Annotated in this window: 19 protein-coding genes; 15 read left to right on the forward strand and 4 right to left on the reverse strand. The window is 64.6% G+C overall.

Features of this window, described 5'->3' with window-relative positions; genetic code table 11:
• Nucleotides 1-86: 86 nt before the first annotated feature.
• The 4 genes from topA to rpmG all read left to right on the forward strand — a co-directional run bounded on the left by topA (nt 87) and on the right by rpmG (nt 5,716).
• Nucleotides 87-2,720 carry a type I DNA topoisomerase gene (topA, locus tag ACOYW5_RS04465; RefSeq protein ID WP_423068055.1) on the forward strand — a complete coding sequence of 878 codons (2,634 nt, stop codon included), beginning with the start codon at nt 87-89 and terminating at the stop codon, nt 2,718-2,720.
• A gap of 12 nt (nt 2,721-2,732) precedes the next feature.
• Entirely contained in the window at nt 2,733-5,024 is a 2,292-nt protein-coding gene (rnr, locus tag ACOYW5_RS04470) for a ribonuclease R (RefSeq protein WP_423068056.1), read from the forward strand.
• A gap of 2 nt (nt 5,025-5,026) precedes the next feature.
• The gene (locus ACOYW5_RS04475; RefSeq protein ID WP_423068057.1) at nt 5,027-5,449 is read left to right on the forward strand and encodes a DUF983 domain-containing protein; all 423 of its coding nucleotides are present in this window, start codon (nt 5,027-5,029) and stop codon (nt 5,447-5,449) included.
• 99 nt (nt 5,450-5,548) lie between these two features.
• Nucleotides 5,549-5,716 (forward strand): 50S ribosomal protein L33, encoded by a 168-nt coding sequence (rpmG, locus tag ACOYW5_RS04480; RefSeq protein WP_055048921.1) that lies wholly within the window; start codon nt 5,549-5,551, stop codon nt 5,714-5,716.
• 362 nt (nt 5,717-6,078) lie between these two features.
• On the opposite strand, the gene ACOYW5_RS04485 is transcribed toward rpmG, so the two are convergent.
• Together ACOYW5_RS04485 and ACOYW5_RS04490 are read right to left on the reverse strand one after the other, a co-directional pair.
• Nucleotides 6,079-7,449 (reverse strand): PleD family two-component system response regulator, encoded by a 1,371-nt coding sequence (locus tag ACOYW5_RS04485; protein WP_423068058.1) that lies wholly within the window; start codon nt 7,447-7,449, stop codon nt 6,079-6,081.
• Between the two features lie 44 nt (nt 7,450-7,493).
• A complete protein-coding gene (locus ACOYW5_RS04490; protein WP_423068059.1) occupies nt 7,494-7,868 on the reverse strand; it encodes a response regulator in 375 nt (124 codons plus the stop codon).
• A gap of 104 nt (nt 7,869-7,972) precedes the next feature.
• Here ACOYW5_RS04490 and ACOYW5_RS04495 point away from each other — a divergent pair, with 104 nt between their 5' ends.
• The 10 genes from ACOYW5_RS04495 (at nt 7,973) to ACOYW5_RS04540 (ending at nt 16,732) form a co-directional block, all read left to right on the forward strand.
• On the forward strand, nt 7,973-8,242 hold the full coding sequence (locus tag ACOYW5_RS04495) for a DUF3572 family protein (RefSeq protein WP_423068060.1): 270 nt from the start codon (nt 7,973-7,975) through the stop codon (nt 8,240-8,242).
• 3 nt (nt 8,243-8,245) lie between these two features.
• Complete coding sequence (locus tag ACOYW5_RS04500) at nt 8,246-9,577, forward strand: DNA polymerase IV (protein ID WP_423068061.1); 1,332 nt, start codon at nt 8,246-8,248, stop codon at nt 9,575-9,577.
• On the forward strand, nt 9,558-10,022 hold the full coding sequence (locus ACOYW5_RS04505) for a RidA family protein (protein ID WP_423068062.1): 465 nt from the start codon (nt 9,558-9,560) through the stop codon (nt 10,020-10,022). The genes ACOYW5_RS04500 and ACOYW5_RS04505 overlap by 20 nt, the downstream gene beginning before the upstream one ends.
• A 74-nt stretch (nt 10,023-10,096) precedes the next feature.
• Nucleotides 10,097-10,858, forward strand: a complete 762-nt coding sequence (locus ACOYW5_RS04510) for a glycerophosphodiester phosphodiesterase family protein (RefSeq protein WP_423068063.1) — start codon at nt 10,097-10,099, stop codon at nt 10,856-10,858.
• The gene (locus ACOYW5_RS04515; RefSeq protein ID WP_423068064.1) at nt 10,851-12,017 is read left to right on the forward strand and encodes a GNAT family N-acetyltransferase; all 1,167 of its coding nucleotides are present in this window, start codon (nt 10,851-10,853) and stop codon (nt 12,015-12,017) included. The genes ACOYW5_RS04510 and ACOYW5_RS04515 overlap by 8 nt, the downstream gene beginning before the upstream one ends.
• Nucleotides 12,018-12,154: 137 nt before the next feature.
• Nucleotides 12,155-13,483 carry a glycosyltransferase gene (locus ACOYW5_RS04520; protein ID WP_423068065.1) on the forward strand — a complete coding sequence of 443 codons (1,329 nt, stop codon included), beginning with the start codon at nt 12,155-12,157 and terminating at the stop codon, nt 13,481-13,483.
• Nucleotides 13,480-13,905 carry an HIT family protein gene (locus ACOYW5_RS04525; protein WP_423068066.1) on the forward strand — a complete coding sequence of 142 codons (426 nt, stop codon included), beginning with the start codon at nt 13,480-13,482 and terminating at the stop codon, nt 13,903-13,905. The genes ACOYW5_RS04520 and ACOYW5_RS04525 overlap by 4 nt, the downstream gene beginning before the upstream one ends.
• Nucleotides 13,902-14,537 (forward strand): YoaK family protein, encoded by a 636-nt coding sequence (locus ACOYW5_RS04530; protein WP_423068067.1) that lies wholly within the window; start codon nt 13,902-13,904, stop codon nt 14,535-14,537. The genes ACOYW5_RS04525 and ACOYW5_RS04530 overlap by 4 nt, the downstream gene beginning before the upstream one ends.
• Nucleotides 14,538-14,650: 113 nt before the next feature.
• Nucleotides 14,651-14,914: a helix-turn-helix domain-containing protein gene (locus ACOYW5_RS04535; protein WP_423068068.1), complete on the forward strand. Its 264-nt coding sequence runs from the start codon at nt 14,651-14,653 to the stop codon at nt 14,912-14,914.
• 72 nt (nt 14,915-14,986) lie between these two features.
• Complete coding sequence (locus ACOYW5_RS04540) at nt 14,987-16,732, forward strand: SulP family inorganic anion transporter (protein ID WP_423068069.1); 1,746 nt, start codon at nt 14,987-14,989, stop codon at nt 16,730-16,732.
• 101 nt (nt 16,733-16,833) lie between these two features.
• Here the strand turns inward: ACOYW5_RS04540 and clpA are convergent, their stop codons facing one another.
• Together clpA and clpS are read right to left on the reverse strand one after the other, a co-directional pair.
• The gene (clpA, locus tag ACOYW5_RS04545) at nt 16,834-19,212 is read right to left on the reverse strand and encodes an ATP-dependent Clp protease ATP-binding subunit ClpA (protein ID WP_423068070.1); all 2,379 of its coding nucleotides are present in this window, start codon (nt 19,210-19,212) and stop codon (nt 16,834-16,836) included.
• Nucleotides 19,213-19,222: 10 nt separating this feature from the next.
• On the reverse strand, nt 19,223-19,621 hold the full coding sequence (gene clpS, locus ACOYW5_RS04550; protein WP_423068071.1) for an ATP-dependent Clp protease adapter ClpS: 399 nt from the start codon (nt 19,619-19,621) through the stop codon (nt 19,223-19,225).
• Between the two features lie 320 nt (nt 19,622-19,941).
• On the opposite strand from clpS, the gene ACOYW5_RS04555 reads away from it, so the two are divergent.
• Nucleotides 19,942-21,573: a serine hydrolase gene (locus tag ACOYW5_RS04555; RefSeq protein WP_423068072.1), complete on the forward strand. Its 1,632-nt coding sequence runs from the start codon at nt 19,942-19,944 to the stop codon at nt 21,571-21,573.
• Nucleotides 21,574-21,629: the final 56 nt, after the last annotated feature.

The following is a 21,629-nucleotide window of genomic DNA, read 5'->3' on the forward strand; positions in this document are numbered from 1 at the left end:
GCAGGAGGATTTGGCACGGTTGACAGCCCCTAGGCGGTTCACCATGTTGCGCCGCGTTTGCAAGCCACTCCCGAAAGCGTTGTCCGATGAAGCTCGTCATCGTTGAAAGTCCGGCTAAGGCCAAGACAATCAACAATTATCTCGGCAAGGACTATGAGGTTCTGGCGAGCTTTGGCCATGTCCGCGACCTGCCGGCCAAGGATGGCTCGGTGTTGCCGGACGATGACTTCGCCATGACCTGGGAGGTTGATACCGCCTCCAAGAAGCGGCTTTCGGATATCGGGAACGCGCTCAAGAACGCCGATGAACTGATCCTTGCGACCGACCCGGATCGCGAAGGCGAGGCGATCAGCTGGCACGTGCTCGACGTGCTCAGGCAGAAGAAGCTGATCAAGGACAAGCCGGTCAGCCGCGTTGTGTTCAATGCCATTACCAAGGCCGCTATCACCGAGGCGATGCTGCATCCGCGTGCCATCGACGAGCCGCTGGTGGATGCCTATCTCGCTCGCCGTGCGCTCGACTACCTCGTCGGCTTCACCCTCTCCCCGGTGCTGTGGCGCAAGCTTCCGGGCTCCCGTTCCGCCGGGCGCGTGCAGTCCGTCGCTCTCCGCATCATTTCGGACCGCGAACGCGAGATCGAGAAGTTCAAGGCGCAGGAATACTGGTCCATCGGCGCCCGCCTCAGCGAGAAGGGCAAGTCCTTTGAGGCGCGCCTCTATTCGGTGGACGGCAAGAAGACCGACAAGCTCGACGTCGGCACCGCCGCCGATGCTGAAGTGCTGAGGGCCGCCATCGCCGCGGGGACCTTCTCCGTCACCGCCGTTGACAGGAAGCCGACCAAGCGTAACCCGTACGCGCCGTTCACCACCTCGAGCCTGCAGCAGGACGCCTCGTCGCGCCTCGGCTTTTCGCCCAGCCGCACGATGCAGGTCGCGCAGCGGCTCTACGAGGACGGCATCATCACCTACATGCGAACCGACGGCGTGCAGATGGCGCCCGAGGCGATCGACCAGGCGCGGCGCGCTATCGTCAAAGAATTCGGCTCGGATTACGTGCCCGAGAAGGCCCGCATCTACCAGACCAAAGCCAAGAACGCGCAGGAGGCCCACGAGGCCATCCGCCCCACCGACATGTTCAAGCATCCGGACGCACTGCGCGGCGACCCTGATCGTCACCGGCTCTACGAGCTGATCTGGAAGCGCACCCTCGCGAGCCAGATGCGATCGGCCGAGATCGAACGGACAACCGCCGATATCTCCGTGTTCGCCACCAGCCGCGACATCGCGTTGCGTGCCGTCGGCTCCGTCGTCACCTTCCCCGGATTCCTCGCGCTCTATGGCGTGCAGGCCAAGGAAGATCGCACTGATGATGCCGAGGACGATGAGGACAGCCGCGAACTTCCGCCGCTGAACGTCGGCGACCGGCCCAAGCTCGAGGAAGCGCTGATCGAGCAGCACTTCACCCAGCCCCCGCCGCGCTATTCCGAGGCGAGCCTTATCAAGAAGATGGAAGAGCTCGGCATCGGCCGTCCCTCCACCTATGCGGCCACGATGTCGGTGCTGCAGGACCGCAACTATGTCCGGCTGGAGAAGCGGCAGCTGATCCCCGAGGATCGCGGTCGCATCGTCACCGCCTTCCTCGAGAGCTTCTTCAACCGCTATGTCGAGTATGGTTTCACCGCCAGCCTCGAGGAGCAGCTCGACCTGATCTCGGACGGCAAGCTTGCCTACAAGGACGTGCTGCGCGACTTCTGGAAGGACTTCCAGCACCAGGTCGAGGAGATCAAGGATCTCCGCGTCTCCGAGGTACTCGACGCCCTCAACGAGATGCTGGCCGATCACATCTTCCCGGCCAAGGCCGATGGCTCCGATCCGCGCCGCTGCCCCAATTGCGGCGAAGGCCAGCTGTCGCTGAAACTCGGCAAGTTCGGCGCGTTCATCGGCTGCTCGAACTATCCCGAGTGCCGCTACACCATGCAGCTCAGCGATGCCGCGACCGGCGGAGCCGGTGATGCGGGTGCCGGCGACGGCATCATCGGCACCGATCCCGAGAGTGGGCTCGAGGTTGCCTTGAAGTCCGGTCGGTTCGGCCCATATGTGCAGCTGGGCGACGGCGCCGAGCCGAAGCGCTCGTCGCTGCCCAAGGGCTGGGCGCAGGATAGCCTTACGCTCGAGAAGGCCCTGCAACTGCTCTCCCTCCCCCGCGAAGTCGGCAACCACCCGGAGACGGGCAAGCCGATCAGCGCCGGCATAGGGCGTTACGGACCGTTCGTCCTCCACGACGGCACCTACGCCAACCTTCCCGATGTCGAGGAAGTGTTCACGGTCGGCCTCAACCGGGCGGTGGACCTCATCGCACAGAAGGCCGCAGGCGGTGGACGCGGCAATCGGGCCGCACCGGCAGCGATCCAGACGTTCGAGCACGCCGATGGGCCGATCACGGTTCGCGCGGGCCGCTATGGCCCCTACGTGAATCAGGGCAAAGTGAACGCTACACTGCCCAAGGAGCTCAAGCCAGAAGACGTGACCGTCGAGAAGGCACTCGAGCTCATCGCCGCCAAGGGAGGCTCTTCGGGCGGCAAGAAATCCTCGTCGCGTACCGCTGGTGCTAAAAAGGCTCCAGCGAAGAAGGCGGCGGTTAAGAAGACGACAACCAAACCGGCGGCCAAGGCAGCAAAGCCAAAGGCCGCAGCGAAATCGAAGGCGGAGAATCCCGCCTAAAAGAAAGACACAATGGCCAGAGCGCCAAAACTACAGAACAAGACAAAAGCCCCACGGGAGTTTCTCGTGGGCACGCTCCCCTCCCGTGAGGCCATCCTGCAGGCGATGGCCGAGAATCCGACCCTCGACGGCAAGCGCGATCTCGCGCGCCACTTCGGCATCCACGGCGACATGCGCACCCCGTTCAAGGTGCTGCTCAAGGAAATGGAAGGCGATGGCTTTATCGCCCGCAGCCGCAAGCAGATTCGCCCCACGGCGGCGCTGCCGGCGGTAACCGTCCTCGATATCCCGGCCGACGCCGATCCCGACGATCTCCACGCCTTCCCGGCCCAGTGGAACGACGAGGAAGGTGCACGTCCGCGCGTCACGATCCGCCAGCCCCGGGATGCCCGCGTCGCCCCGGCGCCGGGTGACCGCATTCTCGCCCGCATCGATCCCGGCAAGGGCGAGTTGCCCAACTACACCGCCCGGGCGATGAAGATCCTCGACAAGCCGCGGCGCGGCCAGATCGGCATCGTGCGTCTCGATGAGGGTGGCGCCCGGCTCGTGCCGGTCGACCGCAAGCAGAAGGAAATGCGCATCGACGGTGCCAATCTCGGCAACGCCCGTGACGGCGACCTCGTCGAGGTCGAAGTGAAGTTCGCCGGCCGGCTGATGATCCCCAAGGCGCAGGTCACCAACGTCATCGGCAACCCGCAGACCGAGGGCGCGGTCTCAATGATCGCTATCCACAACCTCGACATCCCCTACCGCTTCCCCGCTTCCGTCACCAAGGAAGCCGAGGAGGCCAAGGAGGTGGCGCTTAAGGGGCGCGAGGACTGGCGGCACATCCCGCTCGTCACCATCGATCCGTTCGATGCCAAGGACCACGACGACGCGGTCTATGCCGAGCCGGACACCGATCCGAAGAACGTCGGCGGCCACATCGTCTATGTCGCCATCGCCGATGTCGCGGCCTATGTCCGTCCGGGCACTGCGCTCGACCGCGAGGCATATATCCGCGGCAACTCGGTGTACTTCCCCGACCGGGTCGTGCCGATGCTGCCCGAGCGCATCTCCAACGACCTCTGCTCACTGCGCGAGGGCGAGAACCGGCCGTCGCTCGCGGTCCGCATGGTGTTCGACCAGAACGGCCGGAAGCGCAGCCACAGTTTCCATCGCGTGCTGTTCCGCTCGGCTGCCAAGCTCAACTACCAGCAGGCCCAGGCGGCGATCGACGGCAAGCCGGACGACAAGACCGGCCCGATCCTCGACACCATCCTGCGCCCGCTCTGGGCTGCCTACGGTGTCATGGCCAACGCCCGCGACGCCCGCGGCCCGCTCGATCTCGACCTGCCCGAGCGCAAGATCATCCTCGACAAATCGGGGATGGTCGTCGACGTGAAGGTTCCGGAGCGGCTCGACGCCCACCGGCTCATCGAAGAGATGATGATCGCCGCCAACGTCGCGGCTGCGGAGACGCTAGAAAAGCACAAAAGCGCCCTGCTCTACCGGGTGCACGACGTACCGAGCCAGGAGAAGCTCGTCGCGCTGCGCGACTTCCTCTCGTCGCTCGCGCTGCCGGCACCGAAATCCGATGCGGTCCGCCCGTCGGACTTCAATCGCATCCTCGACAAGGCCCGCTCGGACGGCAAGATTCAGCAGGTCTCGGAGATCGTCCTCCGCACCCAGGCGCAGGCCGAGTACGCGGCCGAGAACTACGGCCATTTCGGCCTGAACCTCGATCGCTACGCCCACTTCACCTCGCCGATCCGGCGCTATGCCGACCTGATCGTGCATAGGGCGCTCATCACCGCGCTCGATCTCGGCAAGGACGGGCTCACCGACAGCGAGATCGCCAGGCTACCGGGGATCGCCCAGCACATTTCCTCGACCGAGCGCCGGGCCATGCTGGCCGAGCGCGAGACCATCGACCGGCTGCTGGCCCAGTTCCTCGCCGCGCACATCAACGCCAAGTTCGAGGGGCGAATCTCGGGCGTCACCCGCTCCGGCTTGTTCGTGCGTCTCAAGGATACCGGGGCCGACGGGTTCATCCCGGCATCGACCCTGGGCGCCGACTACTATCGCTACGTCGAAGAGATGCAGGCCATGGTCGGCGACCAGACAGGCGAGACCTTCCGCATCGGCGACGATGTTGAGGTTCGGCTGCTCGAAGCGGCCCCCGTTGCCGGCGCGCTGCGCTTCGAACTCCTGAGTGAAGGGAGCCGCGGCGTTCCGTCATCTGGCAAGCGCGGCCGCAAAGGACCATCTACGCCACGAGGCAAGGCGGGCGCCTATCGAAAGCACGCCGGGAAAAAGAGATAGTCATGGCTGTTCAGGTTGAGACCTATCGGGAGCACCGGTCGCTGTGGAAGGCGATCGGCAACGGGCTGGCGTGCAAGTGCCCCAATTGCGGCAAAGGCAAGCTGTTCCGGTCCTACCTCAAGGTAAACGACACCTGCCCCAACTGCGGCCTCGAGCTGAGCGCTGCCCGTGCCGATGACTTCCCGCCCTATATCGCCATCTTCATCGTCGGCCATGTGCTGATCGGGTGGATGCTGCACGCCGAGATGAGCGGAACGGTCGATCCGATGCTCTACGTGCTGACAATGATTCCCGCGGCGATCATCCTGCCGCTCATCATGCTGCCCTCGATCAAGGGCGCCGTGGTCGGGCTGCAGTGGGCCAACTACATGTACGGCTTCGATCCGACCCGCTCGGCGGCCGAGATCGCCCGTAGCGACGTCTGAGCGAAGCCGTCCTCGGTATCGCCTTGACAACGGGCCGAAAATCCGTAGTTTCCGGCCAAATTTGAGCGGTCCTGTGGCCCGCGTAAAGGAACCTGAACGATGGCCAAAGCCGTATCTTTGAAGATCAAGCTCGTGTCGACCGCTGACACGGGCTTCTACTATGTCACCAAGAAGAACTCGCGTACCCAGACCGAGAAGCTCTCGTTCAAGAAGTACGACCCGGTCGTGCGCAAGCACGTCGAGTTCAAGGAAGCCAAGATTAAATAATCAGGCTACGCCTGTGGAAAACGAAGCCCCGCGCCCTGGCGCGGGGTTTTTCGTTATGCGCATCACGAATGGAAAACGCCCGCCCCGGTATACGGGACGGGCGTTCCTGAATTAAGTCGGCTGGTCCGCAGCGGCATGTCGAAGAGGCCACTCTTGTCCGCTGCGAACCAGCCTCCCTACGGACCCAGGAGTTGCGGCGGACCTGAGGAGAACCGTAGGGTTAGCTGCTGACACCGAGTGTGTCGGCGGTAACTGATGGGGCAACTTAGCCCTTTCTTACGGCCAATTAAATAGGCCGCGGAAAACGTTACTAACCCTTAACCTTAATTGATCAGACGCCCTGCTTCAGCGGACTTGGCTGTTCACGCGGCGTCGTAGACGACCCGGTTCCGGCCTTCGCGCTTGGCGCGGTAGAGCGCCACATCGGCGCGTTTCAGCAGGGATTCGGGCGTGTCGACACGCCCATCGTTCAACGCCAGCCCGATCGAAACCGTAACCGGCAGCGAACGGCCCTTGCCGTTGTCGAACCCTTTTTCCGCCACGGCAGTGCGCACCCGCTCGGCAACGCCCTGTGCCTGCTGGAAATCGGTATCGGGCATCAGCACCACGAATTCCTCGCCGCCGAATCGGCAGGCGAGGTCGACGCCGCGAATATTGCGGCGCAGCCGGTCGGCGAACTCACGTAGCACGGAGTCCCCAGTATCGTGGCCGTGGGTGTCGTTGACCTGCTTGAAATAGTCCATGTCGATCAGCATCACCGCCATGTCGCGCTGCTGCTCGATGGCCTTGGTCTGCATCATCGCCAGATGCCGCTCGAAGTAACGCCGGTTGTAGAGCCCGGTCAGTTCGTCGGTCACGGCCAGAGCCAGTGTATTGTTGACGCTGCGGCGCAGTTCCATCGCATAGCGCTGCCGCCGGATCTGCGTGCGGACGCGCGCCAGCAGTTCGTTGCGCTCGACCGGCCGCATGATGAAATCGTTGACCCCGAGATCGAGCCCGCGCACGACGCGCGGCTTGTCGTCTTCCTCGGCGATCAGGATGATCGGCAGAGTGCGGGACAGCTCCGCAGTGCGCATCTGCGAACAGACGCGCAGCGGGTCGAAATCATTGAGCGCCATCGAAACCAGCGCCAGCTCGTAGGTACCGCCGCTGACCACCAGCGCGGCGTCGGCTGGATGGGCCAGCACGTCGACGCGGTTGCTGGCGCTGAGGTAGCCCTTCACCCGCTCGGCATGGCGCGGGTCGGTATCGACGAGAAGGATGCGCCCGTTGTCGTGATCGATGGAATCCATCGCGCGAATGGCGTCCTCGATGGCGATCTCCTGGCCGGTGCGCGCCCGGGCTCTGAGCTCATCGGTCAAGGCCTTGAGCCGCGCCAGGCTCTTGACGCGTGCCATCAGTTGCACATCGTCGAGCGGCTTGGTGATGAAATCGTCGGCGCCGGCCTCGAGCCCGCGGACGCGGTCCGAGGGCTGGTCGAGCGCAGTGACCATGAGCACCGGCACATGGCTGGTCGCGGGATCGGCCTTGAGCCGGGCGCAGACTTCGAAGCCATCCATTTCGGGCATCATCACATCGAGCAGGACGAGATCGATGTCGCCGCCCGCGCAGATGGCGAGCGCGTCCTTGCCGGTTGCGGCGGTAACAACGTCAAAATATTCAGCCGAAAGCCGCGCCTCGAGCAGACGGACGTTCGTTGGAATATCGTCGACGATCAGCACCCGCGCCGTCAAAGACCTCAGCCTCCGCGATTTGAGGAAATGTGCCCGATTGCCAGCTAGTTGGCTGGTCCAATGTACCGGGCAATCGTTTCCAAAAAGTGAGGCACGGAGATCGGCTTGGAGATGTATCCCTCGCAGCCGCCCTGCAGGATTCGTTCCTCGTCGCCCTTCATGGCGAAGGCAGTGACGGCGATGACGGGAATCGACATCAGTTCGTCGTCTTCCTTGAGCCACTGTGTCACGACGAGGCCCGAGACCTCGGGCAACTGGATGTCCATCAGGATCAGGTCGGGCCGGTGTGCACGGGCGAGGTCCAGCGCCTCCAGGCCGTTGCGGGTCTGGACGATGGAATATCCACGAGATTCAAGCAGATCGTTGAAGAGCTTCATGTTGAGCTCGTTATCTTCGACGATCATCACTGTCTTGGGCATATGGACTCGAATCCGCCCTGGGGCACTTCGGCAGGCCTCGTGTTCTGCCGCAGTTTCGGGGTAACATCAATCGATTAGCGAACCGCCAACGACAGCCCTGCCCTTTGCCCAGATCAGAACTCACCCCCCGCTCGCTCGGCGAGCTTTGCCTGCACCATCTCGCCGAGAACCCTTCGCAGCTGGCCGAGTTCATGGGCATGACCGGCTATTCCCCGGACGCCCTGCGCAGGGCGGCAGGCACGGCCGGGCTCGACCATGGCCTGATCGACTATTTCGCCAGCAACGAGGCCCTGCTGCTGGCCCTGGCGGCCAATAACAGCTTCAGGCCGGACGACTTCATGCGGGTCTGGGCCAGGCTCAACCCCTCGGGATGACCGATGCTCTCGCTTTGCCGGGATTGTTCAGCGACGGTGAACGCGATCGAGCCGCTTAGTCGCTGCCGGACCTGCGGCTCACCTCGCATCATCGCGCACAACGAGCTCGGCGCCCTCTCGATCGCCCATGTGGATTGCGACGCGTTCTATGCCTCGGTGGAAAAGCGCGACAACCCCAGCCTCGTCGACAAGCCGCTGATCATCGGCGGGGGCGTGCGCGGCGTCGTCTCCACCTGCTGCTACATCGCCCGGCAATATGGCGTGCGCTCGGCCATGCCGATGTTTAAGGCACGCGAACTCTGCCCGCATGCGGTGATCATTCCACCCAACATGGCGAAATACGTCGCCGTCAGCCGCGAAATCCGGGCGCTGATGGATGCATTGACACCGCTGGTCGAGCCGCTCTCCATCGACGAGGCCTTTCTCGATCTCACCGGCACCGAGACGCTGCACCGCGCCAGCCCGGCGGTGGTGCTGGCGCGGTTCGCGAAGGAGGTCGAGCAGAAGGTCGGCGTCACCATCTCGGTTGGGCTCAGCCACAACAAGTTCCTCGCCAAGATTGCCTCCGATCTCGACAAGCCGCGCGGCTTCGCGGTGATCGGCCGGGCCGAGACGGTCGAATTCCTGGCGCGCCAGCCGGTGAGCCTCATCTTCGGGGTCGGCAAAGTGTTCGCCGAGACACTGCACAAGGACGGATTCGATACGATCGGTCAGCTGCAGCAGGCCGACCCGATCGAACTGATGCGCCGCTACGGCGATTCCGGCGCCCGGCTGGCGAAGCTCGCCCGGGGCGAGGATGCGCGGGCCGTCTCGACCGACGACCAGATGAAGACCGTTTCAGCCGAGACAACGTTCAACACCGACCTCAAGGGGTTCGACGAACTCTCAACCGAACTGCTGGCGCTGTGCGAGCGGCTATCGGACCGACTCAAGGCCAAGCGCATCCTCGGCGATACCGTAACGCTCAAGCTGAAGTCGGCCGGATTCCGCCTCAGGACGCGCGCCCGGCACTTGATGATTCCGACGCAACTTGCGAACGTGCTTTACGAAACCGGCATGCAGCTGCTCGCCCGGGAGACCGATGGGACGGCGTTCCGGCTGATCGGCATCGGGGTCAGCGGGATATCGGAGGCGGATGGCGTCGACCCTGTCGATCTGATCGAACCGGGAATCGCACGCCGAGCAGCCGCCGAACGGGCCATTGACCGGGTACGCGACAAATTCGGGCGGGATGCGGTGATCCGCGGCAAGCTCTATGATCGGGTCAAGGCACGCGCCGCCCGCAAACAAGACGAAGAGACGGAAGAGAACAACGATGACCAGCCCCCTCGATAAGCTCCGCGAGTATGGCTACGAGCTGCCCATGCCGAAGGCGCCGGTTGCGACATACATCCCGGTCACGCGGACCGGCAACATCGTCTACGTCTCCGGTCAGATCTCGTCGGATGCCAATGGCGTGGCCGAAGGTAAGCTCGGCGAGACCATGAATGTCGTACAGGGTGGCAACGCCGCCGAACTGGCGGCCGTGAACTTCCTCAGTCAGATCGTCCACACCGCCGGCGTCGACCTGAGCAAGGTCAGGAAGGTGCTGAAGCTCACCGTGTTCGTGAACTCGACCCCGGAATTCGCCGAGCATCACCTCGTCGCCAATGGCGCCTCCAATCTCATCGTCGGCGTCCTCGGCGACAAGGGCAAGCATGCCCGCTCGGCCGTCGGCATGGCGGCGCTGCCGCTCGGCGCGGCCGTCGAAGTCGAAGGCATCATCGAAGTCGAGGACTGACCTGGGCGACGCGAAACTGTCATGCGGGGCTGCTAGCGCCCGACCAATCGCAACCCCATATGACGGCCTGATCCATGTGTGCCAAACCCGTTTTCGATCGTCCCATCGCCCATCGCGGCCTGCATGACCGCGGGCGCGGGATCATCGAGAACACGGCCAGCGCCTTCGCCGCTGCCATCGAGAAGGGCTACGCCATCGAGTGCGACGTCCAGCTCAGCCGCGATGGCATCCCGATGATCTTCCACGACGATGACCTCGACCGCCTCACGGGTGTCGAGGGTCCCGTCAATGCCCGCACCATGGCCGAGCTGGCGAGCTACAAGCTGATCGACAGTTCGACCGGTGACACGCCGCAGCGATTCACCGAGTTCCTCGCCCAGATCGCCGGCCGGACGCTGCTGCAGATCGAACTGAAGCAGCAGCCTAACCAGGCCGCCACCGAAGTTCTGGCGCAGACCGTGATGGACGCCCTCAAGGGTTACAGTGGCCCGGTGACGATCGAGTCCTTCGATCCGAAGCTCCTGATCGAAGTCCGCAAGCGCGGCGCCACAATGCCGCTCGGCATCGTCACCTACGGATACGATGAGCCCGAGTGGGACCAGCATCTCGCAGGCGGCACCAAGTTCGCGCTCCGCCACCTGCTGCACTATCCAGCCAGCCGGTTCGAGTTCATCTCCTGCCGCGACCAGTCGCTCCACCTGCCGGCGGTCCGCTTCTTCCGGGCACTCGGCCTGCCGGTGACGGCCTGGACGATCAAGACGCCCGTCGCTGCAATGGCCGTGATCGGCAAGGCCGACCAGATCGTTTTCGAAGGGTTCGAACCGCCAAGTGCCTGACGCACCGCTCAGCGCAAATGTCGTCAGCTCCGTCGCGGAAATTCCTGCGGCGGTATGGAACGGGCTGGCGCCGAACCATGACGGCGTCGTCGACAACCCCTTTCTCGACCACGCCTTCTTCCTGGCGGCCGAACAGTCCGGATCGGCGAGCGAACGCACCGGCTGGCTGCCGCAGCATCTGCTGCTGAACGACAGCGCGGGCGAGCCGGTCGGCGTCATGCCGCTCTATCTCAAGTCGCACTCGCAGGGCGAATACGTGTTCGACCACGGCTGGGCCGATGCCTTCCAGCGCGCCGGCGGCGACTACTACCCCAAGCTCCAATGTGCCGTGCCGTTCACCCCTGTGACCGGCCCACGCTTCCTCGCCCGCGACGACGCCCACCGCACTGCGCTGATCCGCACCGCCGAACAGCTGGCGACGCGCAACAACGTTTCCTCGGTCCACGCGACCTTCGTCACCGAAGCGGAGGCGGAACTGGCGCGTACCTCGGGCTGGCTGGTGCGTCACGACACCCAGTACCACTGGCACAACCAGGGCTTTTCCAGCTTCGACGATTTCCTCGAAACCCTCTCCTCCCGTCACCGCAAGGTTACCCGCCGCGAGCGGCGCGATGCCCTGGCCGCCGATGGACTGACGGTGAAATGGCTCACCGGATCGGACCTGACCGAAACCGTCTGGGACCACTTCTTCGAATTCTACCAGGACACCGGCAACCGGAAGTGGGGCCGGCCTTACCTCAACCGCCGCTTCTTCTCTCTACTCTCCGCGGCGATGGCCGACCGCATCCTCTTGATGTTCGCCTATGACGGCGATCAACCGGTGGCGGGCACGCTCAGCCTCATCGGGCATGACCGGCTCTACGGCCGCTACTGGGGCGCGACGCGGAACGTGCCGTTCCTCCATTTCGAGCTCTGCTACTACCAGGCCATCGACTACGCGATCGCCCACAAGCAGTTGGTCGTCGAAGCAGGAGCGCAGGGCGAACACAAGCTGGCGCGCGGCTACGAGCCGGCGACGACCCGGTCGGTGCACTGGATCGGCCACCCCGGGCTTCGAGATGCCGTCGCGCAGTTCGTGGCGCAGGAGCGGGCCTCCGTCGCGCGCGAGCAGGAACAATTGGAGCGTTACACCCCCTTCAGACATGGGGAGCGGCAGTAACAGCCAGTTGCGCCGCCGCTCCGCCTGTGGTTCCAAGTCACCGGCTAGACGAGATGTCGTCCGGCGCAGTATTTTCCGCCTCAGCGAGGCCACACTGCCGGGGGATGGAGTGCCCTGCCCCCGGCCATGGAGACTGAATGAGCAAGCGCATCGCAATCGCAGCGATCGGAACGATGGGTGACGTACAACCCTTCGCGGCGCTGGCGCTCGCGCTCATGAAGCGTGGCCATTCGGTCATCCTTTGCGCCACGAGCGACTTCGAAGGCTTCGTCACTGGCCAGGGCATCCCGTTCGCGACGCTGGGCAGCGACATCCAGGCGTTCATGCGCCAGAGCCAGTTCGACCTGGTGATGTCGAAGAACTCGCTGCTCTACGCGCCGAAACTGCTGCGCGACGGCCAGAAGATCATGAAGGAGGCCTGCCGGCATCTCTGGGCCACGGCCCAGGACGTCGACTGCATCATCTTCCACCAGACCACCAATTTCGCAGTGGACGTCGCCGAGGCGCTGGACATCCCGGCGATCATGACGGCCTTCCAGCCAATCAATCCGACCGGCGAGTTCCCCTATTTCGGCTATGAGGGCCCGGCTCCCGAGCCGCTGTTCAACCGCATCAGCCTTGATCCGCTGTTCAACCGGCTGAGCTACGTTGTGCAGGCGGCACACCAGAGCTACTACGATTTCCCGCGCGACCGGATGCGCGCCAAGCTGCTCGGCCTCCGCAGCCGCAAGCGTTCGGGCTTTGCCAAGAACGCGCGCGGCGAGCCGATCCCGGCGCTCCACGCCTATTCCCGCACCATCTCGCCCCCGCCGGGCGATTGGCCGGAGACCACGACGGTCACCGGCTTCTGGCGTCTCGACGACACCACCGGCTGGGAGCCGGATGCCGAATTCCGCCGCTTCCTCGATGCCGGCGACGCGCCGATCTACCTGGGCTTCGGCTCGATGCCGTGGGGCGCGCAGCGCAACACCGAGATCGTCACCAAGGCCCTGAAGGATTGGGGCGGCCGCGCGGTCGTCGGCAAGGGCTGGGGCGGCATCAAGTCCGAAGACCTGCCGGACACGGTCTACTCGATCGACAAGGCCCCGCACACCAAGCTCTTCCCGCTGATGAAGGCCCTCGTCCACCACGGCGGCGCCGGCACTACCTATGCGGGCCTCTATGCCGGCCGGCCGACCTTTGTCGTGCCGCACTTCTTCGACCAGCCCTATTGGGGCCGACGCGTCTATGAGCTGGGCTGCGGTCCGGCACCGGTGAAGCTGCGCAAGCTTACCCCGACCATTCTCGCCTCGGCGCTCGACGAGTTGAATACCGACCCGTCTTTCGCGATCGCTGCCGCGGAACTGCGCGACAAGCTCATCCTCGAGGATGGCACCGGGCTCGCCGCCGATATCGTCGAAGAGACGATCGAGACCTATCCCGGCAACTATTACGAACCCGACGAAGAGATGGGAGCCGCCTCGTGACCGCCTACGACCCCGCCAATATCTTCGGCAAGATCATCCGCGGCGAGATCCCCGCGCACAAGGTCTACGAGGATGCGGACGTGCTGGTGATGATGGATATCTTCCCGCAGTCCAAGGGCCATACGCTGGTCATCCCCAAGGCCGCATCGCGTAACCTGTTCGATGCCGATCCGGCGGTCCTCGCCACGGCTATTGCCCATGTGCAGCGCGTCGCCAATGCCGTGCAGGCGGCCCTCAACCCCGACGGCATCCGCATCGCCCAATTCAACGAAGCGCCGGCCGGCCAGTCGGTGTTCCACCTGCACTTCCACATCATCCCCGCCTACGAGGGCGTCCCCATCGGCCGCCACGGGGATGGCGGGAAGGCCGACGACACCGAGCTGGCCGCCCAGGCCAAAGCCATCGCGGCCAATCTGGCGTGACTCCGGCATCTCATCTCTCCCTTGGCCTCGTGCTCACAGCCGCGGCCGGCATGATCGACGTCGTCGGTTTCATCGAGCTGGGCGGCTTCTACACCTCGTTCATGAGCGGTAACACCACGCAGCTGGGCGCCGGACTCGCTCACATGGGGCCGGCGCTGGCCCTGCCTGCGGGCCTCGTGGTCATGTTCATCATCGGCAGCTTTATCGGCAGCCTCGTCTCAAGCGTAGGGCATCCTCGCGGCCGGGTCGGTGTGCTGGCCATCGTCATTGCCGGCTTGCTGATCACCCTGACGCTCCACGCCAACGGCTTCTCCGCCGCGCAGGCGATGCTCGCGCTGGCGGCTGCCGCGGGAGCACAGAACGCGGTGCTGCCACAACCCGGCGCTGTCCGCCTCGGCGCCACCTTCGTCACTGGCACGCTGTTCGCGGTAGGCCAGGATCTGGCACGCGCCGTCCGAGGCGACGCCCCGCCGCTGCGCTGGGCCCAGCACCTGCTGGTCTGGTTCGCTCTTTTGCTCGGCGCCGCCATCGGGGCCGTCGCCTACGGGTACTGGCAGGTCGGGGCCCTGATCGTTCCGGGAGCGGTGTACCTGCTGTTCATGATCGGCTTCATCTTTCACGGGCGGAGCTAGCTCTATCCGCTTTCCGACGCCGGTCGGGGGTGCTAACCTCGCAACAGTGATGTTCTGAGCATTAGTTCGTCGACATTCTGCGCTAGACTTGCTGGTCCAGGCGTTGGCACCCGATGATGACTGCCTCGCAACTCCGTGCCGCCCGGGCCCTGCTCGGCATCGACCAGAAAACGCTGGCCGACATGGCTGGCGTGTCGCTGCCGACCATCCAGCGCATGGAAGCCAGCGATGGCACAGTACGCGGCATCGTCGAAACCCTCACCAAAGTGATCGAAGCCCTGAACGAGGCGGGCGTCGAACTGATCGGCGAAAACGCCCGCAGCGAGACCGGTGGCCGAGGCGTGCGCCTTCGACGACCGGTTCCGAAACCCGACTGAGTACCCGGACGTAATGGGCGATTGCGGCTTCTGCCGATGATCGCCGCGCATGCCGCGAAAGGCGATGATTCGATGGCCTCCCCTGCCCCGAGTTCCTCCACGGCCCAGCCCGCCCTCACCGACCTGTTCACTCCCAAGCTGGTCACGGTGCTGCGCGAGGGCTATCACCTTGCCGACCTGCGGGCGGATGTTCTTGCCGGGCTGACGGTTGCCATCGTCGCCCTGCCGCTCTCCATGGCCATTGCGATTGCTTCGGGCACCACCCCGGAGCGCGGGCTGTTCACGGCGGCCATCGGCGGCTTCCTGATCTCGGCGCTGGGCGGCAGCCGCTTCCAGATTGGCGGACCGGCCGCCGCCTTCACCGTGCTGGTCGCTGCCACCATCAGCCGTCACGGGCTCGATGGGCTGCTGCTGGCCACCATTATGGCGGGCCTCATCCTGCTGCTGATGGGCGTGTTCCGCCTCGGCAGCTACATCAAGTTCATCCCCTACCCGGTGACAGTCGGTTTCATTTCCGGCATTGCGGTGATCTTGTTCGTAGGCCAGATCGGTGACCTTTTCGGCCTGAGTCTGCCCGCTGGCGAGTCCGGGGATATCCTCCCCAAGCTCGAGGCACTGGCTTCGGCCGCCGGCACGATCAACCTGGCTGCCATTGCCGTTGCCGCAGCCAGCCTGGGCATCATCATAGGGCTGCGCCGGCTCCGCCCACACTGGCCAGGCATCCTGATTGCCGTGGTCTGCGCGGCAGCCGCGACGGCGCTGTTCAATCTGCCAGTGGAAACCATCGGCACTCGTTTCGGCGGCATCCCGAGCACGCTCCCCGTACCTACGCTGCCGCCCATCTCCTTCGAGAAGGTGCAGGCCGTCCTGCCCGACGCCATTTCGTTCGCCTTGCTGGGCGCCATCGAGTCGCTCCTGTCTGCCATGGTCGCTGATGGCATGACCGGACGGCGGCACCGGTCCAACATGGAGCTCGTCGCCCAGGGGATCGCCAATATCGGCTCGGCCCTGTTCGGAGGCATCTGCGCGACCGGTACAGTCGCCCGCACCGCCACCAACGTCCGCTCCGGCGCCCGCAGCCCCCTCGCCGGCATATTCCACTCTGTCTTCATCGTTCTGTTCATGCTGGTCGCGGCGCCGCTGGCGAGCTTCATTCCGCTTGCGGCACTGGCCGCCGTGCTGGTGGTCGTTGCCTGGAACATGGCGGAGAAGCAGGCCTTCGCTACCTTACTCCGAACGTCGCCGGGCGATGCCGTCGTGTTGCTGGCGACCTTCGGGCTAACGGTGTTCCGCGGCCTCACCGAAGGTATCGTCGTCGGCTTCGCGCTGGGCGCGCTTCTCTTCATCCACCGTATGGCACAATCGGCCGGCGTCGAAGTCCACGTGCCCCCGATCCCCGAGGATCAGGCCGACACCGCCGGAGTCGACCGGCGCCCCTACGATTCGGCCATAGCTACCGATCCAGATGTGGCCGTCTACCGCATCACCGGCGCCTTCTTCTTCGGCGCCGCATCGACCGTGGGATCGGTACTCGACCGTATCGCCGATCAGCACCGCGCCTTCGTCATTGATTTCTCGGCCGTACCCTTCATCGACTCGACCGCCGCCAACACCATCGAGGGCATTGCCCGCAAGGCGGCCCGCCATCATGTCGTGCTGCTGATCTCCGGCGCCACACCTGCCGTAAGGAAGGCCCTGACGTCGCACGGAGTGAGGCCGCCGGACGTGCCCTATGAAAGCAGCATAGAAGCCGCCGTCGTCGCAGCGCACCGGGAGGTTGCCCGGCGAGGTCATTCACGGCCTGCAGTTCCAGCCTAGGCGGCTTCGCCCCCAAAACCATTCGCCACGTCAAGACCGTTCGGCCAAAGCAAAAGGCCGGGATTGCTCCCGGCCTCTGCCTAACTTCCCTGCATGGGAAATCAGCTCTTCTCTTCTGCCGGCTTGTCGGCGGCCTTCTCGACCTTGGCCTTCTTGATTTTGGGCGCGGCGATGGCCTTCGGCCGGGCCGGGCGCGGCGGAACCGCGATCAGCTCGAGCTTGGCATCGGGGCCAACGCCGACGACCGCAACGGTCACCGAGCCGCCGTTCTGCAGTTCGCCGAACAGCACCTGGTCGGCCAGCGGCTTCTTGACGTGCTCCTGGATCACACGACCCAGCGGGCGCGCACCCATGCGCTCGTCGTAGCCACGCACGGCCAGCCACTCGGCGGCTTCCGGGGTCAGCTCGATCGTGACGCCGCGCTCGGCCAGCTGGCCTTCGAGCTGCAGCACGAACTTCTCGACGACGCGGCGGACAACCTGCGGCGGCAGCGGGCCGAACGAGATGATGGCGTCGAGGCGATTGCGGAACTCCGGCGTGAACATCCGGTTGATCGCTTCCTCGTCGTCACCCTGCTCGCGCTTGCGCCCGAAGCCGATCGGCGACTTCTGCAGCTCCATGGCGCCGACGTTCGACGTCATGATCAGGATCACGTTGCGGAAGTCGACCGACTTGCCGTTGTGGTCCGTCAGCTTGCCGTGGTCCATCACCTGCAACAGGATGTTGAACAGGTCCGGATGCGCCTTCTCGATTTCGTCGAGCAGCACCACGCAATGCGGATGCTGGTCCACGCCATCGGTGAGCAGGCCGCCCTGGTCGAAGCCGACATAGCCCGGAGGGGCGCCGATAAGCCTCGAGACGGTGTGGCGCTCCATGTACTCCGACATATCGAAGCGCAGGAGTTCGACGCCCAGCGTATCCGCCAGTTGCTTCGCCACCTCGGTCTTGCCCACGCCGGTCGGACCGGTGAACAGGTACGAACCGATCGGCTTTTCCGGCTCGCGCAGCCCGGCCCGGGCCAGCTTGATCGCCGAAGCGAGCGCCGTGATCGCGACATCCTGACCGAACACCACCGTCTTGAGGTTGTTCTCGAGATTGGCGAGCAGTTCGGAATCCGACTTCGACACCGACTTGGGCGGAATGCGGGCCATCGTCGCAATGGTCTGCTCGATATCCGGCACGTCGATGATGGTCTTGCGGTTCTCCGGCGTCAGCAGCATCTGGCTGGCGCCCGTCTCGTCGATCACGTCGATCGCCTTGTCGGGGAGCTTCCTGTCATTGATGTAGCGCGCGCTCAGCTCCACCGCGGCCTTCAGGGCCTCATCGGTGTACTTGAGCTTGTGGTAGTCCTCGAAATAAGGGCGCAGGCCCTTCACGATCTCGATCGCGTCCGGAATGGTCGGCTCGGCGACGTCGATCTTCTGGAAGCGCCGGACGAGGGCCCGGTCCTTCTCGAAGAACTGGCGGTACTCCTTGTAGGTGGTCGAGCCGATGCAGCGGATATTACCCGAAGCCAAAGCCGGCTTCAGCAGGTTGCTGGCATCGAGCGCGCCGCCCGAGGTGGCGCCGGCGCCGATCACGGTATGGATCTCGTCGATGAACAGGATCGCGTCGGGGTGCTTCTCGAGCTCCTTCATCACGGCCTTCAGCCGCTCTTCGAAGTCGCCGCGATAGCGGGTGCCGGCGAGCAGCGAGCCCATGTCGAGCGCGTAAATCACCGACTCGCGGAGCACTTCGGGAACATCACCCTCGACGATCTTGCGGGCAAGGCCCTCGGCGATGGCGGTCTTGCCGACGCCGGCGTCACCCACATAGATCGGGTTGTTCTTCGAGCGGCGGCACAGCACCTGGATGGTGCGGCGCAGTTCCGGATCGCGCCCGATCAGAGGGTCGATCTTGCCGGCGCGGGCCTTGTCGTTGAGGTTCACGCAGAAGTCGGCGAGAGCCGAGCTCTGGCCGTTGCCGGAGCGCTCGCCGTCCTCGCCCTGATTGTTGCCAGTCGGGCTCTCGGCGCCGCGCACGCGGCGATCCTCGCTCGGGCCCGACTTGGTGATGCCGTGCGAGATGAAGTTCACCGCATCGAGCCGGGTCATGTCCTGCTGCTCGAGGAAGTAGGCAGCGTGGCTCTCGCGCTCGGCAAAGATGGCGACGAGCACGTTGGCACCCGTAACCTCTTCCTTGCCGGACGACTGCACATGAATGACGGCGCGCTGGATCACGCGCTGGAACGCGGCGGTTGGGCGCGCATCCTGTCCGTTGGGCACAACGAGGCTGTCGAGTTCCTCGTTGATGAAATCCTCGAGGTCGGACTTCAGGGCTTCGATATCGACGTCGCAACCGGTCAGTACCGCGATGGTGTCGCGGTCGTCGGTGAGGGCAAGCAGCAGGTGCTCCAGCGTCGCGAACTCGTGGGCACGCTCGCGCGCCAGGTTCATTGCCTGATGGAGGGCCTTCTCAAGTCCGCGGGAGAAAGAGGGCATATGTCGGTTCCTATTGCTTTTCCATCACGCACTGCAGCGGGTGCTGGTTCTTGCGTGCCGCGTCCATGACCCTGGTGACCTTGGTCTCGGCCACTTCGAACGGATAGATGCCACACTCGCCCACGCCGTGGTTGTGCACGTGGAGCATGACCCGCATGGCGTCTTCCCGGGTCTTGTTGAATACGTCCTGCAGGACCAAAACGACGAACTCCATTGGGGTGTAGTCGTCGTTGAGCAGCAGCACCCGATAGAGGCTGGGCCGCTTGCTCCGGGTCTTGGGCTTCGTGATGGTCGCCGTATCGTGCTTGCTTCCACCGTTCCCCCGGCGATCCTCGCCGTCGTCGCCGGCACCGCGCAGGGGTCTCGCCGCACCTTTCGGTGCAGTCTCCACGGCGATGGGGGCACGCATGGCTCGGGTCAGTGGGAGGTCGGTTCGAAGCAGCATGGTGAGGCCATTATGTAGGCTAAGTCCCCCTGTTGTTAAGTGGCCTAGTACCTAAACTTTGGAGCAGGTGCCGGTTGGTTGCAGCTCTTTAATCAAGTGCCCGGAAAGCATCGCATTTTAGCGAAATGGTAAGGCGGCATGCCTAATCTCGATGCTGACAGGGAGCGTGTCGGGTCCGGCTTGGGAGGACTTGGCGCCGCTTCTCCAAAGTGATGAGTACGGGCGGTGTTAGCGCCCGAGTGTAGTTGGAGTACCGGGTGCTTTCGTCGAAGCATTTTTCCCATTTGCGCGAGCTTTTCCCGCGTATCGTGGCCGCCGTCCTGGTCGCCGCAGCCCTGCTGCTTCCGGCCATTTCCGCTGCCGAAGCCGCTTCAGTTCCCCGCAAATATGCCGGCATCGTCCTCGACGCGAAGTCGGGCAAGATCCTCTACGACGAGAACGCTGACGCTGCACGCTACCCAGCATCCGTAACCAAGGTGATGACCCTCTACGTCCTGTTCCAGGAACTGGAGGCCGGTAACATTACCTTGAAGACCAAGCTCACGGTGTCGAAGTACGCCGCCTCGGCCGTGCCCACCAAGCTGGGCATCAAGGCCGGCTCCACCATCACCGTCGAGAACGCCATTAAGGCGCTCGTCACCATCTCGGCCAACGACATCGCCCGCGTGATCGCCGAGAACATCTCCGGTTCCGAGAGCGCGTTCGCGCAGCGCATGACCTCGACGGCGCGCGCGCTCGGCATGGGCAACACAACTTACAAAAATGCATCCGGCCTGCCGAACCCCGGCCAGGTCACCACCGTGCGCGACCAGGCTACCCTCGGCGCCGCCGTCTACCAGCACTTCCCGAAGTACTACGCGTACTTCCAGACCAAGTCGTTCTCCTATGGCAAGCGCACCTACGGCAACCACAACCGGCTGCTTGGCTCGAATGGCGTGGATGGCATCAAGACCGGCTATACCAATGCCTCCGGCTTCAACCTGCTGACCGCGGCCCGTACCGACGGCCACCACATCGTCGTCGTCGGTTTCGGCTTCGATTCAAGCGGCAAGCGAGACGCCAAGGTGCGCGAGCTCGTGAAGAAATACCTGCCCAAGAGCCGCAGCGGCGGCTATCTCGACGTGGCGATGATCCCGCAGCCGGGCCGCAAGGGCGCGACCGTCATGGTTGCCTCCGCCGATCCGACCCCGGTGATGCCGCTACCCTACCCGTCGTTCCGCCTCAACGGCGGCACCGTCTCCGTGGCCGCACAGATGCAGCCCACCGAAGCCATCCAGCAGCCGGACGCCATCGCCGTCGCCGCGATCGGCGACGTAGCCCCGATGCCGAGCGCCCGTCCGGCCGATCTCGGCTTCGATGAAGCCGTGCAGGCCGCCAAGTCCCTGGCGCAGCCGACTGCTGTCGCCGCGGCGCAGGAACCGGACCGCCCGCTCGACGTCATCGGCGCGTGGCTCAGCGACACCTTCTCGCTCGGCGCCGCCCCGGCTCCGCTTGGGCAGACCGCCCCCTCGGCCCCGCTGCTGCCGCCGGTCGGTATCGGCGAGGCAGGCGAGCCGCTCGATCTCATGACGTCCGGCAGCACCGCGGTCGCGGCCGCGCCGGTCGAGAACCAGCCCGCCCCTGCCCCGATTGCAGTGGCGGAAGTCCAGCCCGAGCCGGTGGCCCCGCAGCCGACTGGCTGGATTGTCCAGATTGGCGCCTCGCCTACCGAGACCGGCGCCAATTCGCTGATCAGCGACGCCTCGTCAAAGGTCGGCACGCTCGGCGCGATGAAGCCTTATGTCGAGCGCTTCGAGAAGAATGGGCAGGTGTTCTTCCGCGCCCGCTTCAGCGGTTTCGGCGGGCGCGATGATGCGGCCGACGTGTGCAACGAAATGAAGAAAGCAAAGATGAGCTGCCTGGCGATGCAGTCGTAAGCACGCAGAGCAGCCGCCCAGGGAAGCGAATTTGTGGCCTGTGTTGGAGTAGCCCA

The sequence above is a fragment of the Devosia sp. CN2-171 genome (assembly GCF_049354815.1).
Taxonomy (GTDB): domain Bacteria; phylum Pseudomonadota; class Alphaproteobacteria; order Rhizobiales; family Devosiaceae; genus Devosia_A.

Coding starts and splice junctions, on each gene's coding strand:
- ACOYW5_RS04500 (WP_423068061.1), top strand. CDS start 8,246: ATGCTCTCGCTTTGCCGGGATTGTTCAGCGACGGTGAACGCGATCGAG.
- clpA (WP_423068070.1), bottom strand. CDS start 19,212: ATGCCCTCTTTCTCCCGCGGACTTGAGAAGGCCCTCCATCAGGCAATG.
- ACOYW5_RS04540 (WP_423068069.1), top strand. CDS start 14,987: ATGGCCTCCCCTGCCCCGAGTTCCTCCACGGCCCAGCCCGCCCTCACC.
- ACOYW5_RS04535 (WP_423068068.1), top strand. CDS start 14,651: ATGATGACTGCCTCGCAACTCCGTGCCGCCCGGGCCCTGCTCGGCATC.
- ACOYW5_RS04475 (WP_423068057.1), top strand. CDS start 5,027: ATGGCTGTTCAGGTTGAGACCTATCGGGAGCACCGGTCGCTGTGGAAG.
- ACOYW5_RS04505 (WP_423068062.1), top strand. CDS start 9,558: ATGACCAGCCCCCTCGATAAGCTCCGCGAGTATGGCTACGAGCTGCCC.
- clpS (WP_423068071.1), bottom strand. CDS start 19,621: ATGCGTGCCCCCATCGCCGTGGAGACTGCACCGAAAGGTGCGGCGAGA.
- rnr (WP_423068056.1), top strand. CDS start 2,733: ATGGCCAGAGCGCCAAAACTACAGAACAAGACAAAAGCCCCACGGGAG.
- ACOYW5_RS04520 (WP_423068065.1), top strand. CDS start 12,155: ATGAGCAAGCGCATCGCAATCGCAGCGATCGGAACGATGGGTGACGTA.
- rpmG (WP_055048921.1), top strand. CDS start 5,549: ATGGCCAAAGCCGTATCTTTGAAGATCAAGCTCGTGTCGACCGCTGAC.
- ACOYW5_RS04510 (WP_423068063.1), top strand. CDS start 10,097: ATGTGTGCCAAACCCGTTTTCGATCGTCCCATCGCCCATCGCGGCCTG.
- ACOYW5_RS04490 (WP_423068059.1), bottom strand. CDS start 7,868: ATGCCCAAGACAGTGATGATCGTCGAAGATAACGAGCTCAACATGAAG.
- topA (WP_423068055.1), top strand. CDS start 87: ATGAAGCTCGTCATCGTTGAAAGTCCGGCTAAGGCCAAGACAATCAAC.